We start from the raw sequence: 14,407 nt of genomic DNA, 5'->3' as shown, positions 1-14,407 counted from the left end.
ATGACTACGAAGTAGACGAACAAGAAAGAGTGAAGCGAGATGAAATGGCCGGGTTTCTTACAACGATTCCGACCGAACAAAAACGTGGTTAAGCTATCGGATTATATCCCAAAAAAGGAAAGGAGGCACTACTGTTCCATATGCAAGAAAAACGTTAAATCGGTCGTGCATTATGCCGCGCCACAGGGAAATGTTTCAGGTGTATGCAGTTCTTGTAAGTCTTTGGCGGATGAACGTGGAATGTTTCCCATTTAATAAGAAGAGATGCGCTCAGGAAATAAGATTTTTTTGATTTATGCGCGTTTTTGTAGTACATTAGCAAATGTATTCGAAGGAGGATTCTAATGTACTCAGGTAGACAAGACGATACTTTATACATCATGACCTACACCTTAAACAGCGGTATCAAGGGTACGGTTCCACTGTCTAATAAGCAGATTATTGAGTGGCTGGATTGCTACAGAAATGAGAAGCGCTTCGTGACCGAAATCGGCAAGGAGTTTTTTGGATTGAATGCAGGATTGGTAGCAGACTTCAAGGTTCAGAATCATTTATCGGATTATCAGCAGACCATTATGCCTACACAGCAGCAGGATAACCTGGAACGCTTGTCCAGTGCTTATAAATCAACCGAGTTATTAATGAAGATTGATTGTAAATGTGGCACGGCTTATGTGACGGAATCCCCATACAAGCGCACAAAATGGTACTGTACAAAGTGTAAAGAGATTGTATTTTTGGATGCCAAAAAAGGAATGGTGGAAACGTCGCGTGGTGACGCTTACTACATGACCAACAAATATTTTGTTTCCCGTGACTAGCGGGAAGTGACTCTGGAAGCATCGCTGCGAAGCGGTGCTTTTTTGTGCGAATGTTTGCTCTATAACAAAAAAAGCCCCAAGGGGCCTTTTTGGAAAATATCTAAGATCGATCTTTTAGGAATTATGATGAGCATTCAACTTTGTGAGGAGGAATGAAGCAGCAACGACAGCGTGGCTCGTAAGCTTCTGAATCGCCAATCATGACAACCGGACCCAAGGTAACAGGCTCCCCATTGACGATACGTTGCGTAAAGGCTGCATCTGGGCTGCCACATACCGCACAGAAAGCCGAGAGTTTCTCAATGTCATCTGCCATGGCAAGCAAACCACCGACATATCCGAATTCCTTACCACGGTAATCCATATTAAGTCCGTCCACAATGACATGTTTGCCACAATACGCTAACTCCGAGACAAGTTCCATAATGGCACTGCTGAAAAATTGTACTTCATCAAATGCAACAACATCAGCATCTATGGTTTGGTTCAAGATCATTTCTACGGATTCCGGGGTTAATTGCCGGGGAATGGAATGGGCAGGGAGTCGATAACCAATTCGGCTTACGATCTCGTCCTGGGCAAATCGATTATCCTCGGCTGGTTTGTAGGCCACAACCTTTTTACGGCCAAATTGTATTAATTTCTGACAACGGCGAATGAGTTCACCGGATTTTTCACTGAACATGGGTCCAGTAATTACGGTAATACGTCCTGTTTGCACGGTGCTGCTACTCCTCTCACATACGGGATTCAACAAAAAAAGCGACCTTTACAGAGTACCACAAAATCTTTGGAAAGAGCCAGAACTAATCTGCGCAGCTTTGTGTTACTATATGGAATGTTAAGGTATTGGTTACGGCAGCTAGTTAACAGGAGTTGTGAAAAGAGGTGTTTTAGTATGAGTGAAGCATTATCATCACTTCAAGAGCGATATGAAAGCCTGAAAGAACAGGGATCTCTAGATGAAGCGGCGCAGGTGTTATTTGCAGAACTGTTCGCAGAAGCGGAGAGACTGCAGGCAAGTAACCTTACCTTGCGTAGAACGATCTTGAAGTCTTCTTCCAAAGAATCACGTATGTCTACCAAACTGCGGGATGCCTTATACGAATGACCCGGAGATTACTCCGGGTCCTCTTCTGTCTTTAATTTGCGAGGGAACAGAATACCTGCTGTAATTCTGGCAATCATGGCAAAGGTGAGACCAATGCCTGCAAACATGTAGATTACGGTAAAGGCTTTGCTGAATCCGGTGGTTGGCACAAAGTCAGGATGTCCCACCGTAGTCAAGGTAACCGCACAGAAGTATAACGCATCGATCCAGTGCAGACCTTCAACACGAGTGTAAAATAAAGTGCCTGATAGCAACGTTGCTGCCGTTAACGCGAACAGAGCCAGAAACTTAGGGTCTTTGAACGCATGGAAAATGCCTTTGAGCAATCGTTGTAACGTGATTAGAAATGATACCATGATGATCCATCCTGTCTATGTAAAGTAGGCGGTGTGTTGTATAAACACACAAAAAGCCCGGACTCATGGAGTCCTTCCGGGCGTCTCTGCTTTTTCGGGTACACTTTTGGACCGGAAACGGGGACCTACATAATTACGCTTGCGGTCACGGAACAAGATCCAGCCTCCCAGAAAACTCATACCTGCGGCAAAAAGGACAAGTCCACCGCCAAAGGAAAGCCACTGGAATCCTGGTGAAATCAGTTCGTTCCCGTGCTCGGCATAATATAGGAACAGGGCATCTTTCATCATCAGAAAACCCTTCATTGCCATTAACCCGGGGATGACCAGAACAACAATTGCCAAAAATCGCGCAAAGACCAATCTTGTATTCATGAGCATTATACCCTTTCTGCCAAAGTCGACATTAAATAAAGGTTACGCTTACAGATCATACCTGATTCCATCATAGCTTGGAATGCATAGGCTGTCCATGTGTGATTGGTTCAAACTTTGAGTTGACCGCTCAAGGAGAGTACAATGGCATATAGAGGGTATAAGCCAAACCATGATTTAAGCCATCATAAATTATATTGAAATTTGATTCATAGAGGAGAGCATGAGAGATGCCAATTACATGTGATGTTGCAATTCTTGGAGGAGGAACCGGTGGATATGTAGCCGCGATCCGGGCTGCACAGCTGGGAAAACAGGTTGTTATCATTGAGAAGGACAAGCTTGGCGGTACCTGTCTGCATCGTGGCTGTATTCCGAGTAAGGCTTTGCTGAAAAGTGCGGAAGTATACGCCGAAATCCAGGAGAGCGAGACGTATGGTATCGAGACAGCTGGAGCTACACTTGTATTTCCCAAAGTACAGGCGCGCAAGGATGCAATTGTCGAACAGCTCCATCAGGGCGTTCAATATTTGATGAAAAAAAATAAAATCCAGGTTGTACACGCGAAAGGTCGCGTCATCGGACCATCCATCTTCTCACCGCAGAGCGGAGCAGTCGCTGTGGAGTTTGAAGATGGCGAGATGGATACGGTAGTTCCAACCAATCTCATCATTGCCACTGGTTCGCGTCCACGTGTGTTGCCGGACCTGGAACCGGACGGCAAATTCATAATGAGCAGCGACGAAGCACTGCGTATGGATGAACTTCCTGCATCACTCATCATTGTTGGTGGGGGTGTGATTGGATTGGAGTGGGCATCCATGCTGAATGACTTTGGCGTAGACATCACAGTAGTAGAAGCAGCTGCTCACGTGTTGCCTGCCGAGGATGAGGATGTTGCCAGAGAAATGCAGCGATTGCTTGGCAAACGAGGTGTCCGTTTCCTGACAGGTGCCACCGTTCTAACCGAAACATATAACACGGATCAAGAGGGCATTGAGATTGATGTGCAGCTTGGTGAAGATAAGCAGGAAACGCTAAGAGCGGAGAAAATGCTCGTGTCGGTTGGACGTCAGGCTAATGTCGAAAATATCGGACTCGAAAATACAGATATCAAACTGGAGCGTGGGTTCATCGCTGTGAACAAACAGTTACAGACCGGTGAAGGTCACATCTACGCCATTGGTGACTGCATCGGCGGTTTGCAGCTTGCACATGCCGCAAGTCATGAAGGCATTCTCGCTGTCGATCATCTGGCGGGCAAAACGGTACATGCCGTAGAATCCCACCGTATCCCGCGCTGTGTGTACACACGTCCGGAAGCAGCAAGCATCGGATTCACCGAGCGTGAAGCCAAAGAACGTGGCTATGACATTAAAACAGGCAAGTTCCCGTTTTCGGCCATTGGCAAATCGCTTATTCACGGAAGTCGGGATGGATTCGTGAAGGTGATCGCAGATGCCAAGACGAATGATATATTGGGGGTACATATGATTGGCACCCATGTGACGGAATTAATCGCTGAGGCTTCTCTGGCTCAGATGCTGGATGCCACACCTTGGGAAGTCGGACAAACCATTCATCCGCACCCTTCTCTGTCGGAAATTATGGGTGAAGCCATGTTGGCGGTCGATGGAAAGGCCATTGGAATGTAAGCCAAACAAGCTTATGAGAAAGGTCCTTTCCTTTTTTGGGTAAAAGGGATTATAATAAGGTTAAGCCAAGTCTTAGTACCAGGTTATAAGATCGGGTAGTAAGAGTGGCACAGGCTCTGATTAAAAGGAGGTACCTCATATGAGTTCACAAGGTACTGCAGACGCGGTCCACCGGCATCAACAGCTGGGACTTAGCGATGGTGAAGTATTGGATATGTACAAATACATGCTGCTCGCGCGCAAGTTTGACGAGCGTTGCTTGCTCTTGCAACGGGCTGGCAAAATTAACTTTCACGTATCCGGTGTAGGACAGGAAGCTGCGCAAGTAGGTGCTGCTTTTGGTCTGGATCGGGATCACGATTATTATTTACCTTATTACCGCGATTACGGTTTTGTACTGGCGGTAGGCATGACTCCGCGTGAGTTGATGTTGTCTGCTTTTGCGAAGGCAGAAGATCCGAATAGTGGCGGTCGGCAAATGCCCGGTCACTTCGGTCACAAAAAGCTGCGGATTGTGACGGGTTCCAGCCCGGTTACAACACAGGTTCCGCACGCTGTTGGATTTGCACTGGCTGCCAAAATGAAGAAGCAAGAATTTGTTTCTTTTGTTACGTTTGGCGAAGGATCAAGCAATCAGGGTGACTTCCATGAGGGAGCCAACTTTGCAGGTGTGCATAAATTGCCTGTCATTATTATGTGTGAGAACAATCAATATGCAATTTCGGTACCGATTCACAAACAGTTGAGCGGCAAAATATCCGATCGAGCACAAGGATACGGGTTCCCCGGACTTCGTGTAGATGGTAACGATGCATTAGAAGTATATGCTGCAGTGAAGGAAGCGCGTCGCCGTGCCATAGCCGGAGAAGGCCCGACACTGATTGAAGCGATGATGTATCGGTTGTCACCTCACTCCACCTCCGATAATGATCTGGCTTACCGGACCAAAGAGGAAGTTGAGGAGAACTGGAAGAAAGATGGCGTTCCTCGTATGAAGAACTACTTGATCGATTGCGGCATCTGGGACGAAGCCCGGGATGCGGATCTGGCTTCCCAGCTTGCGCTGGAAATGAAAGAAGCAACTGAATATGCAGACAACGCGCCATATCCTAAACCTGAGGACACTCTGACGCACGTTTATGCGGACAGCGAAGAAGGGGGACGGTAAGTATGGCAGTGATGGAATATATTGATGCAATCCGTCTCGCGATGAAAGAAGAGATGGAACGGGATGAAAATGTGTTTATCCTTGGTGAAGACGTAGGTCTCAAAGGTGGTGTGTTTACCACAACTAAAGGGCTGCAAGATCAGTTTGGCGAAATGCGAGTGATGGACACACCATTGTCTGAATCTGCTATTGCAGGTGTTGCGATTGGTGCAGCGATGTATGGCATGAAGCCGATTGCCGAGATGCAATATTCGGACTTCATGTTGCCGGCAACCAACCAGATCATTAGTGAAGCGGCGAAGATTCGCTATCGTTCCAACAATGACTGGAGCTGTCCGATTGTTATCCGTGCGCCGATTGGTGGCGGGATCTTCGGTGGGTTGTATCACTCCCAATGTCCGGAATCGATTTTCTTTGGTACACCTGGTCTGAAAATTATAGCTCCCTACTCGGCATACGATGCTAAGGGACTGCTCAAGGCCGCTATTCGCGACCCGGACCCGGTACTCTTTTTTGAAAATAAAAAATGCTACAAACTTATCAAGGAAGATGTGCCTGAAGATGATTACATCGTTCCGATTGGTAAGGCCAATGTACTTCGTGAGGGTGCGGATATTACGGTGATCGGTTACAGCCAGCCGCTGCATTTTGTTATGCAGGCTGCTGAGGAGCTGGAGCGTGAAGAAGGCATTACAGCACACGTTCTGGATCTGCGCACATTGCAACCGTTGGATCGTGAAGCGATTATTGCTTCCGCTCGTCTGACAGGCAAAGTGCTGATCGTACACGAAGATAACAAAACGGGTGGTGTAGGTGCCGAAGTTGCCGCGATTATTAGTGAGGAATGTCTATTTGAACTGGATGCACCGATTCAGCGTCTCTGCGGACCTGATGTGCCGGCCATGCCAATTAGCCCAACATTGGAGAAATTCTACATGCTGAGCAAGGACAAAGCCAAAGCAGCAATGCGTACACTTGCCGAGTTTTAATTTCGTTTTTTGGATCGTTTAAAAGTAAAGTTTGGAGTGATAATCAAATGGCTGAACGTATGAAATGGATCGAGGTCATTATGCCGCAATTGGCGGAATCGCTGGTCTCGGCTACCATAGGCAAATGGTTGAAAAAACCGGGCGACCGTGTGGAACAGTACGAGCCGATCTGTGAAGTAATCACTGATAAAGTTAATGCCGAGATTCCATCCACTGTGGATGGAATTATGGGTGACCTTTTGGTGGAAGAGGGCACAACGATTGCTGTTGGTGAAGCAATCTGCCGCATGCAGGTCGCAGCTTCTGACGAAGAAGCGGCTGAGCAAGTAACACAAGTATCGCAGCAACAGGAGCAAGTGCAGCAACATGCGAGCCCCACTCCTCTTGCCGCGTCAAATACAGCAGGACATGATCCGAACCAGCCGATGCGTAATCGGTATTCCCCGGCAGTGCAATCCTTGGCAGCAGAGCATGGCTTGAACTTGCAAAGTATCCAAGGCACAGGTGCCGGTGGTCGTATTACCCGCAAAGATGTGCTGACATTTGTTGCACAAGGAGGTAACGCGGCTGGATCGTCTGCACAAGCATCATCTCTTGCAGCACAGCATGCGCCTTCTGGTGTGCCGTCTGCTTCTCCATTCAGCGGAGTGAATCGTGGAAATGGAGAAATGGGTTTAACCGCTGGAGAAGCGATCTCAGCGTCTGATGCAGGTGTTCCTGTGAGACATTCAGGCATTCATCTAACCGAAAGTCCGAAAATTCCACAGATCGAAGTGGAAGGTGGCGGCCAGGGAAGATCGGAGTATTTCATCGATGTTACCCCTGTGCGTAATGCCATTGCCCGGAATATGCGTCAAAGCGTATCGGAAATCCCGCATGCATGGACGATGATCGAAGTGGATGTAACCAATCTTGTGATGCTGCGCAATAAACTCAAGGATGAGTTCAAGCGTAAGGAGGGCATCAATCTGACATATCTGTCCTTCATGATGAAGGGAGTCGTTAACGCGATTAAAGACTACCCAATCATGAACTCGGTATGGGCAGTGGACAAAATTATCGTCAAACGGGACATTAACCTGTCCATGGCGGTAGGAACCGAAGATTCTGTACTTACACCCGTAATCAAACATGCCGATCAGCGAAATATTGCAGGTCTGGCCCGTGAAGTCGATGAGCTAGCTCGTAAAACACGTGAAGGTACGTTGAAGCTGGACCATATGCAAGGTGGTACGTTCACGGTGAACAACACCGGTTCATTTGGTTCGATCCTGTCCCAGCCAATCATTAACTACCCGCAGGCAGCCATTCTTACATTCGAGTCGATTGTCAAGAAACCAGTGGTTATTAATGATATGATCGCTGTTCGCTCGATGGCTAACCTGTGTCTGTCGCTGGATCACCGAATCCTGGATGGGGTAATCAGCGGACGTTTCTTGCAACGTGTCAAAGAAAACCTTGAAGGATATACCATGGAGACCAAGGTGTATTAAGTAAATAGTTGTCGGGAAAGTGTATGTGCCGGAGGCCGTGCACTTTTCCTGCTGTCTACGGACAGGGGCTCAATTGTACACTGAACCTGAAGCAGAAGGGTGTGGGGAATCATGAGCAAGCTGCTGGATGTTGCATACATACCAATGCTTGATTATGAAGAGGCTTGGAACCGCCAGAAAGCGATTGTGCAGCGATTGGACGAGGGCGAGGGAGCGGAGCAGATGTTACTTTTACAGCACCCGCCAACGTATACGATCGGCTCACAAAATCATCCGGAGCATCTGCTTCTCAGTCCGGAAGAGTTGCGTGAGCAAGGGATTTCTTTGTTTCAAATTGACCGTGGCGGTGATATTACTTATCATGGCCCGGGCCAGTTGGTAGGTTACCCGTTATTGATTCTTGGTCGGGATGAAGACCTGGATCTGCACGGCTATCTACGGAAACTTGAGCAGGTGCTTATGGATTATCTCGCAGACCAGGGCATTGAAGCTGGACGCAAAGAGGGTTACACGGGTGTGTGGATTGGTGATATGAAGATTGCTGCAATCGGCATCAAGTTTAATCGTTGCAAACACCGCCGCGGTTTTGTGACCAGTCACGGGTTTGCTTTTAACATCAGCTCAGGCATTCAACATGCAGGTTTTCAGGGGATTGTTCCTTGTGGGATTGAACAGTATGGCGTTACCTCACTGGAGGATATAACGGGCAAGTCCTATGCGGTGGAGCAAGTAGCGCAGGAGATTGTTCCGTACTTTAATCGTATTTTTCAATATCAAATTAATTGGGTCACGGAAAAAGAAGCCCTTCAACGTCTGTAAACAGGTCGTCGAAAGGCTTTAGGTTGCTATCCAAACAGCAACGGTTCGAGAGCTATGAAAAGGGTGGACCCGATCATGGCGATCAGCATGAGATAGATGATGATTTTGAACCATTTCTTTTTTTGCATGATGAGAGAACTCCTTTCAACATAAAGTGTATGTTCAAAAAGACTGGTTTTCAGTACCAAGAAGATGGGATGAAGCTAGAAATGGAGTAGCGGAGCGTAGGGAAAACTATGTGAGCAACCACAATGTTTCCAAAGGAAACATACTTCGTAAGCCTCCCGCTTATTTCGGCTGAATTCCATATTCGATGCTGATGATGCCGCCAGGCATCCTTCGTAATCAAAAGCAGACTTTTTGAACAACCTCATAAAATAAACAAGCCATAGTAATTGTATTGTACCGTATCTACGAGAGGGAGGAAAGTCCTATGATTAAACAACAACGTGTTATCGATCAGTTCATGGAACTGGTGCAGATTGATAGTGAAACGAAAAATGAACAGAACATCTCGAAGGTGTTAAAAGAACAGTTTGCAGAGCTTGGTCTTCATGTCTATGAGGATGATACCATGGAGCAAACCGGACATGGCGCCGGAAACCTCGTCATTACCTGGGAAGCCGAAGGAACTGAAGGGGTTGCACCGATCTTTTTCACATGTCATATGGACACCGTGACGCCGGGACAGGGAATCAAGCCTGAACTGGGTGAAGATGGCTGGATCCGCAGTGATGGAACAACGATCCTGGGAGCAGATGACAAAGCAGGGATTGCGGCATTGTTTGAAGCGATTCGTGTGATCCAGGAAAACAAGATTCCACATGGTAAAATTCAATTTGTCATTACGGTCGGCGAAGAGTCTGGACTGGTGGGTGCACGTGCCATGAATCCGAAGGATATCGATGCCGAGTTCGGTTATGCGCTGGATTCTAATGGAGCTGTAGGCACGATCTGTGTTGCTGCTCCAGCGAGAGCTGAAATTCAAATGAGCATCTATGGTAAGTCTGCCCATGCTGGCGTGAATCCGGAAGACGGGATCAGCGCCATTCAGGTTGCCGCAAAAGCAATTGCAGCGATGACACTGGGCAGAATTGATGACGAGACAACAGCAAACATTGGAAAATTCCAGGGTGGGTCAGCACTCAATGTGGTATGTGACTTTGTACAGCTTGAAGCGGAAGCTCGCAGTATTGTGCAGGAGAAAGTTGAATTGCAGGTTGCACAGATGCGTGACGCGTTGGAAACGACTTGTCGCAAATACGGTGCAACAGCTGAATTCAGAAGTGAGATCCTTTACCCTGCATTTGGCTTCCATGATGAACACGAAGTTGTACAACTTGCACAGCGTGCCATCCGCAGTATTGGGCTGGAGACAAGTACGTTTGCTTCCGGTGGTGGCAGTGATGCCAATATCTTTAACGGATTCGACCTTCCAACAGTGAACTTGGCGGTAGGGTATGAGGATATTCATACAACCAAAGAACGTATTCGTGCCGAAGACATTGTGAAGTTATCCCAGGTAGTCGTAGCTATTATTCAGGAAACGGCAGCTGACAAGAAATAATATAGAGCACATGTTACCTCACATGTTGTTAGACAAAAGTCCGAACCCGGTCTATCTGTATCGGATTCGGACTTTTTGTGAATTCATGTTATATTTCAAGTGAGAAGACTCGTTAATTTAGGATCAAATTGAAACAATGGATCGATTACCCATTCATTTGCGTCCAGCGAGGAGATCGATTAACTTGGCATCCGGGCCCCACTCGCGTAACCATTGTTTGAGTATGAGCTGTACTTGCCGTGCTTGTCCTACCACGTGTAAGGATTGAGGCGTCATATAACTATTCATTGAAAGTCCCCCTGATTCGTTTATATTTGCTGTGAGAGTTCTATACGCTCACCATATGCCCAAAATAAGAGATATATACATTAACCGAATATATAATCCTACGATATGGAGTTGAAGAACCAATGAAACCAAATCAATCTGCCCAATCCATCCACGCGGCGCAACCTGCCAATCCAAAACTAGATGAAGTGACCGTATCCACTAAGCCAATCTTCGAGGGCAAAGTGATTTCACTTCAAGTCGATACCGTTAAACTACCGAATGGCCAGACGGCTACACGTGAGATAATCCGGCACCCTGGAGCGGTAGCTGTACTCGCTCTGAATGGGGATCGCATGCTTGTTGTGGATCAGTATCGTCAGGCAATGGGACGCACCGAAGTGGAGATTCCTGCGGGAAAACTGGACCCGGGAGAAGAGCCGGAAGTTGCCGCAGCACGTGAATTGCGAGAAGAGACGGGATATGTAGCCAAGTCGCTGCGTCATTTGCGTTCGTTTTACACGTCACCGGGGTTCGCAGATGAGATCATTCATCTTTACATCGCTGAAGAGTTGGAAGCAGGGGACATGGCGCTGGACGAAGATGAATTCCTTGAAGTTGCCGAAATAACTCTGGAGGAAGCTTATGCGCTTATGGACGAGAACCGGATTAGCGATGCCAAAACGATGATGGCCGTGTACGCGTGGGACCTTTACAGAACGACAGGACGGTTCTAAGGATGCAAGATCAACTGGAAACGTCCACGATGTGGGAGCCCTGTTATACAGACCTGCATATCCACATCGGACGAACCTCACGTGGGGAGGCCGTGAAAATCAGCGGCAGTCGTGATCTGACATTTGAGAATATTGCCCGGGAAGCATCGGATCGCAAAGGAATTCATTTACTTGGTGTTATTGATTGTCATTCTCCGGTTGTACAGACGGATATTGAGCAATTGCTGGAGAGTGGCACCATGTCCGAGATTGAGGGCGGCGGTATTGCCTACCAGGACACGACCATTCTGCTGGGTACAGAGATTGAGTTGCGCGAGCCTGGAATGCGTGAGTTCCATATGCTGGCGTACTTCCGTGATTTGAAAACGATGAAGTCCTTCACGGACTGGATGAAACGTTATATGAAAAATGTGAATCTCAGTTCTCAGCGGGTCTACGTGCCCGCTCTTGAGATGCAGACGGAGATTAAGGCCCGTGGTGGACTTATTGTTCCTGCACATGTATTTACACCGCATAAAGGCATCTATGGCAGTACGGCGTCCCGTATGGGCGATGTACTGGATACCCGTCTCGTGGATGCGGTAGAGCTGGGGTTAAGCTCGGACTCATCCATGGCCAGTTATATTCGGGAGTTGGATCATGTACCGTTTCTGACCAATTCGGATGCTCATTCGCTCGGTAAGATTGGACGGGAGTATAACGAGCTGCAAGTTGCTGCCCCTTCTTTTGATGAATTCCGTATGGCACTTCAAGGAGAAGCCGGCAGGAAAATTGCGGCCAATTATGGACTGAATCCAAGGCTGGGCAAATATCATCGTACCTACTGTGCAGCATGTGGCAGCATTATGGATGAGCAAGCGATGTCAGCAGAGCGCTGTCCGCACTGTGGCAGTCTGAAGCTGGTGCAGGGGGTGCTGGATCGCATCCTGGCGATCTCTGATCGAGAGAATCCTCATGTTCCTGCAAACAGACCAGCCTATCATTATCAGGTGCCACTGGAGTTCATCCCGGGACTTGGCAAAGCCAAACTGCGCCAGCTACTGGACCATTTTGGTACAGAAATGAACGTACTTCATCGCACGCGTGAGGAAGAGCTTGCTGCGGTTGTTGGACCTGTGCTGGCAGGCTTGATTGTGGCTGCACGGAACGGACAACTGGAGCTGTCCTCCGGAGGTGGCGGTACGTACGGAAAGGTTGCTGTTCAGGAAAAAGCCTCGGAGTGACCGGTGTAAATAATCTTTAGTTCAACTCATATAGCTTTCGCTATACAGAGGTCCAATCTGGACAAGAAGTCATACAGGTGCATTCCGGTTCATAAGAATGACTATGAGGATGTAAATGAAAATCCTTGCAGCATGATACCGGAAAGGGGACTCGTACCTGTATGCGCTCTTCCTACTTTACATTTAAAGGTCAGACTTCGTTATATGTATTCGTGGCCGTCTTGTTTCTGGTCGGCGTCATTTTTGGCGCGCTCATGGTGAACGCATTGTCTCTCGAGCAACGTCAGGATCTGGAGGGTTATCTCGGTAATTTCTTCATGACCGTGCAGCACAGTGCACAAGTGACTGAGACCGGGGCATATTGGGACATTGCCATGCTCCATCTGAAATGGGTGGGTCTGATCTTTATTCTGGGTTTATCCGTCGTTGGACTACCCGGTATACTGGTTCTGGATTTTTTGAAAGGTGTGCTCATTGGATTCACAGTGGGGTACCTTGTTGGACAGTATTCCTGGAAAGGGCTACTGTTTGCACTGGTGTCCGTGGCACCGCATAATCTATTTGTCATTCCGATCCTCCTGATCTGCAGTGTAGCGGCGATGACGTTCTCGTTATACATCATTCGTAATCGTGTTTTGATGCAGCGAACACCTGGTCGACAAAGGCCTTTTGCTTCATATATAGTGTTAACTTTGGTTATGGCTGCATTGCTGCTCGGCGTGGCGTCTTTTGAAACATGGGTTACACCTGCAATGATGCGTTGGGTCACGCCAATGTTACTACCGGCCTAACGTGCACCGTATAGTGTAAAATGTTGACTTTAATTACGCACTCCCCCTATAATGAAAAGAGTGGGTTAAGTTGCAGTGTGCAGTGATTTCCTAGGGGGAGGGAGAAAATGGAAGCACGGATTGATAAAATTAAGCAGCAACTACAGTCCCAAGGATATAAATTAACGCCCCAGCGGGAAGCCACCTTAAGAGTACTTCTTGAGAATGAAGAAGATCATCTGAGCGCAGAAGATGTATTCATGCTCGTTAAAGAAAAGGCTCCCGAAATCGGTCTGGCAACCGTGTACCGTACCCTCGAACTGCTGAGTGAGCTGCATGTTGTAGAGAAAATCAACTTCGGCGACGGTGTAGCGCGTTATGATCTGCGCGGAGATACATCCAAGCATCACCATCATCACTTAATCTGTGTTCAATGCGGAAGTATGGATGAAATACGTGAAGACTGGCTTGGACCGCTTGAAGAGCGTTTGGAGCGGGAATTCAACTTTTCGGTAGTAGATCACCGACTGGACTTTCATGGAATTTGTTATCGTTGCAAAGCTAAAAATGAACAGAAACCCAAAGATGAAGAATAACATAGCATATCTTCAAGCTCTCACCGGCGGTTTTGACGGGAGAGCTTTTTTGGCACCGGACATGATCTGGAGTTTCCCCCGAATGGCATAAACCTGTGTTTATGGACATACCCTGATTCAAGGACAATACCGGATTCGAATCAGGAGGGGACGCGCCCATGATTATATCAGTGCGGAGAGGGCTCCGTTTTATTCGATTTATTATATTTTTTGCTGCATTAGTTTATCTGTTCTATCATGTTCTGGATCTGTTTAATGGCTGGATCTCACCTGTGGATCAGTATCAGATGCCGACTGGCAATGCAATCAAAGTATTTCAGGAAACGGATTGGCCGGGTAATGGAGAAGGACGTCCTACGATGGCAGAGCGTCTCCGTTTGTTCTATTGGTACGGGGAGTAGCTTCAAACAGCCAGGGATGCAAATACGGGAGCAGTCTGCCAGAGCGGCAGATCTGTCAG

General features: G+C 47.5%; 18 protein-coding genes. 13 read left to right on the top strand and 5 right to left on the bottom strand.

The window, feature by feature from the left end; genetic code table 11:
- Positions 1-344 precede the first annotated feature (344 nt).
- Positions 345-821 carry a hypothetical protein gene (locus NST38_RS19800; protein ID WP_017687614.1) on the top strand — a complete coding sequence of 159 codons (477 nt, stop codon included), beginning with the start codon at positions 345-347 and terminating at the stop codon, positions 819-821.
- 121 nt (positions 822-942) lie between these two features.
- Here the strand turns inward: NST38_RS19800 and NST38_RS19795 are convergent, their stop codons facing one another.
- The gene (locus tag NST38_RS19795) at positions 943-1,542 is read right to left on the bottom strand and encodes a thymidine kinase (protein ID WP_017687615.1); all 600 of its coding nucleotides are present in this window, start codon (positions 1,540-1,542) and stop codon (positions 943-945) included.
- A gap of 177 nt (positions 1,543-1,719) precedes the next feature.
- Here NST38_RS19795 and NST38_RS19790 point away from each other — a divergent pair, with 177 nt between their 5' ends.
- Entirely contained in the window at positions 1,720-1,932 is a 213-nt protein-coding gene (locus NST38_RS19790; RefSeq protein ID WP_076251114.1) for a hypothetical protein, read from the top strand.
- An 8-nt stretch (positions 1,933-1,940) separates the two neighbouring features.
- Here NST38_RS19790 and NST38_RS19785 read toward each other — a convergent pair whose 3' ends face one another.
- On the bottom strand, positions 1,941-2,288 hold the full coding sequence (locus NST38_RS19785) for a potassium channel family protein (RefSeq protein ID WP_076251116.1): 348 nt from the start codon (positions 2,286-2,288) through the stop codon (positions 1,941-1,943).
- A 63-nt stretch (positions 2,289-2,351) separates the two neighbouring features.
- The gene (locus NST38_RS19780; protein ID WP_017687618.1) at positions 2,352-2,669 is read right to left on the bottom strand and encodes a DUF2627 domain-containing protein; all 318 of its coding nucleotides are present in this window, start codon (positions 2,667-2,669) and stop codon (positions 2,352-2,354) included.
- A 224-nt stretch (positions 2,670-2,893) separates the two neighbouring features.
- On the opposite strand from NST38_RS19780, the gene lpdA reads away from it, so the two are divergent.
- The 5 genes from lpdA to lipB all read left to right on the top strand — a co-directional run bounded on the left by lpdA (position 2,894) and on the right by lipB (position 8,787).
- The gene (lpdA, locus tag NST38_RS19775; protein WP_076251118.1) at positions 2,894-4,318 is read left to right on the top strand and encodes a dihydrolipoyl dehydrogenase; all 1,425 of its coding nucleotides are present in this window, start codon (positions 2,894-2,896) and stop codon (positions 4,316-4,318) included.
- A gap of 139 nt (positions 4,319-4,457) precedes the next feature.
- The gene (locus NST38_RS19770) at positions 4,458-5,486 is read left to right on the top strand and encodes a thiamine pyrophosphate-dependent dehydrogenase E1 component subunit alpha (RefSeq protein ID WP_017687620.1); all 1,029 of its coding nucleotides are present in this window, start codon (positions 4,458-4,460) and stop codon (positions 5,484-5,486) included.
- Between the two features lie 2 nt (positions 5,487-5,488).
- Positions 5,489-6,475, top strand: a complete 987-nt coding sequence (locus NST38_RS19765; RefSeq protein ID WP_017687621.1) for an alpha-ketoacid dehydrogenase subunit beta — start codon at positions 5,489-5,491, stop codon at positions 6,473-6,475.
- 47 nt (positions 6,476-6,522) lie between these two features.
- Positions 6,523-7,968 (top strand): dihydrolipoamide acetyltransferase family protein, encoded by a 1,446-nt coding sequence (locus tag NST38_RS19760; protein ID WP_076251120.1) that lies wholly within the window; start codon positions 6,523-6,525, stop codon positions 7,966-7,968.
- A gap of 111 nt (positions 7,969-8,079) precedes the next feature.
- Positions 8,080-8,787 (top strand): lipoyl(octanoyl) transferase LipB, encoded by a 708-nt coding sequence (gene lipB, locus NST38_RS19755; protein ID WP_076251122.1) that lies wholly within the window; start codon positions 8,080-8,082, stop codon positions 8,785-8,787.
- Between the two features lie 26 nt (positions 8,788-8,813).
- Here lipB and prli42 read toward each other — a convergent pair whose 3' ends face one another.
- On the bottom strand, positions 8,814-8,915 hold the full coding sequence (gene prli42 / locus NST38_RS19750; RefSeq protein WP_017687624.1) for a stressosome-associated protein Prli42: 102 nt from the start codon (positions 8,913-8,915) through the stop codon (positions 8,814-8,816).
- Between the two features lie 305 nt (positions 8,916-9,220).
- Between prli42 and NST38_RS19745 the strand changes: the two genes are divergently transcribed.
- The gene (locus tag NST38_RS19745) at positions 9,221-10,354 is read left to right on the top strand and encodes a M20/M25/M40 family metallo-hydrolase (protein WP_036607871.1); all 1,134 of its coding nucleotides are present in this window, start codon (positions 9,221-9,223) and stop codon (positions 10,352-10,354) included.
- Between the two features lie 153 nt (positions 10,355-10,507).
- Here NST38_RS19745 and NST38_RS19740 read toward each other — a convergent pair whose 3' ends face one another.
- Positions 10,508-10,642, bottom strand: a complete 135-nt coding sequence (locus NST38_RS19740) for a Z-ring formation inhibitor MciZ (RefSeq protein ID WP_100527202.1) — start codon at positions 10,640-10,642, stop codon at positions 10,508-10,510.
- A gap of 122 nt (positions 10,643-10,764) precedes the next feature.
- Between NST38_RS19740 and NST38_RS19735 the strand changes: the two genes are divergently transcribed.
- The 5 genes from NST38_RS19735 (at position 10,765) to NST38_RS19715 (ending at position 14,348) form a co-directional block, all read left to right on the top strand.
- Positions 10,765-11,358, top strand: coding sequence for an NUDIX domain-containing protein (locus NST38_RS19735; RefSeq protein WP_051447058.1), 594 nt, complete (start codon positions 10,765-10,767; stop codon positions 11,356-11,358).
- A gap of 2 nt (positions 11,359-11,360) precedes the next feature.
- Positions 11,361-12,581 (top strand): endonuclease Q family protein, encoded by a 1,221-nt coding sequence (locus tag NST38_RS19730; RefSeq protein ID WP_076251124.1) that lies wholly within the window; start codon positions 11,361-11,363, stop codon positions 12,579-12,581.
- A 161-nt stretch (positions 12,582-12,742) separates the two neighbouring features.
- The gene (gene spoIIM, locus NST38_RS19725) at positions 12,743-13,372 is read left to right on the top strand and encodes a stage II sporulation protein M (RefSeq protein WP_017687629.1); all 630 of its coding nucleotides are present in this window, start codon (positions 12,743-12,745) and stop codon (positions 13,370-13,372) included.
- A gap of 107 nt (positions 13,373-13,479) precedes the next feature.
- Positions 13,480-13,947, top strand: coding sequence for a ferric iron uptake transcriptional regulator (gene fur / locus NST38_RS19720; RefSeq protein ID WP_036607866.1), 468 nt, complete (start codon positions 13,480-13,482; stop codon positions 13,945-13,947).
- Positions 13,948-14,105: 158 nt separating this feature from the next.
- On the top strand, positions 14,106-14,348 hold the full coding sequence (locus NST38_RS19715) for a DUF4227 family protein (RefSeq protein ID WP_017687632.1): 243 nt from the start codon (positions 14,106-14,108) through the stop codon (positions 14,346-14,348).
- Positions 14,349-14,407 lie beyond the last annotated feature (59 nt).

It is taken from the genome of Paenibacillus sp. FSL H8-0104 (genome assembly GCF_038050215.1).
Taxonomy (GTDB): domain Bacteria; phylum Bacillota; class Bacilli; order Paenibacillales; family Paenibacillaceae; genus Paenibacillus; species Paenibacillus amylolyticus.
The sequence above is the reverse complement of the archived record's forward strand: the minus strand, read 5'-3'. Positions and strand labels throughout refer to the sequence as shown.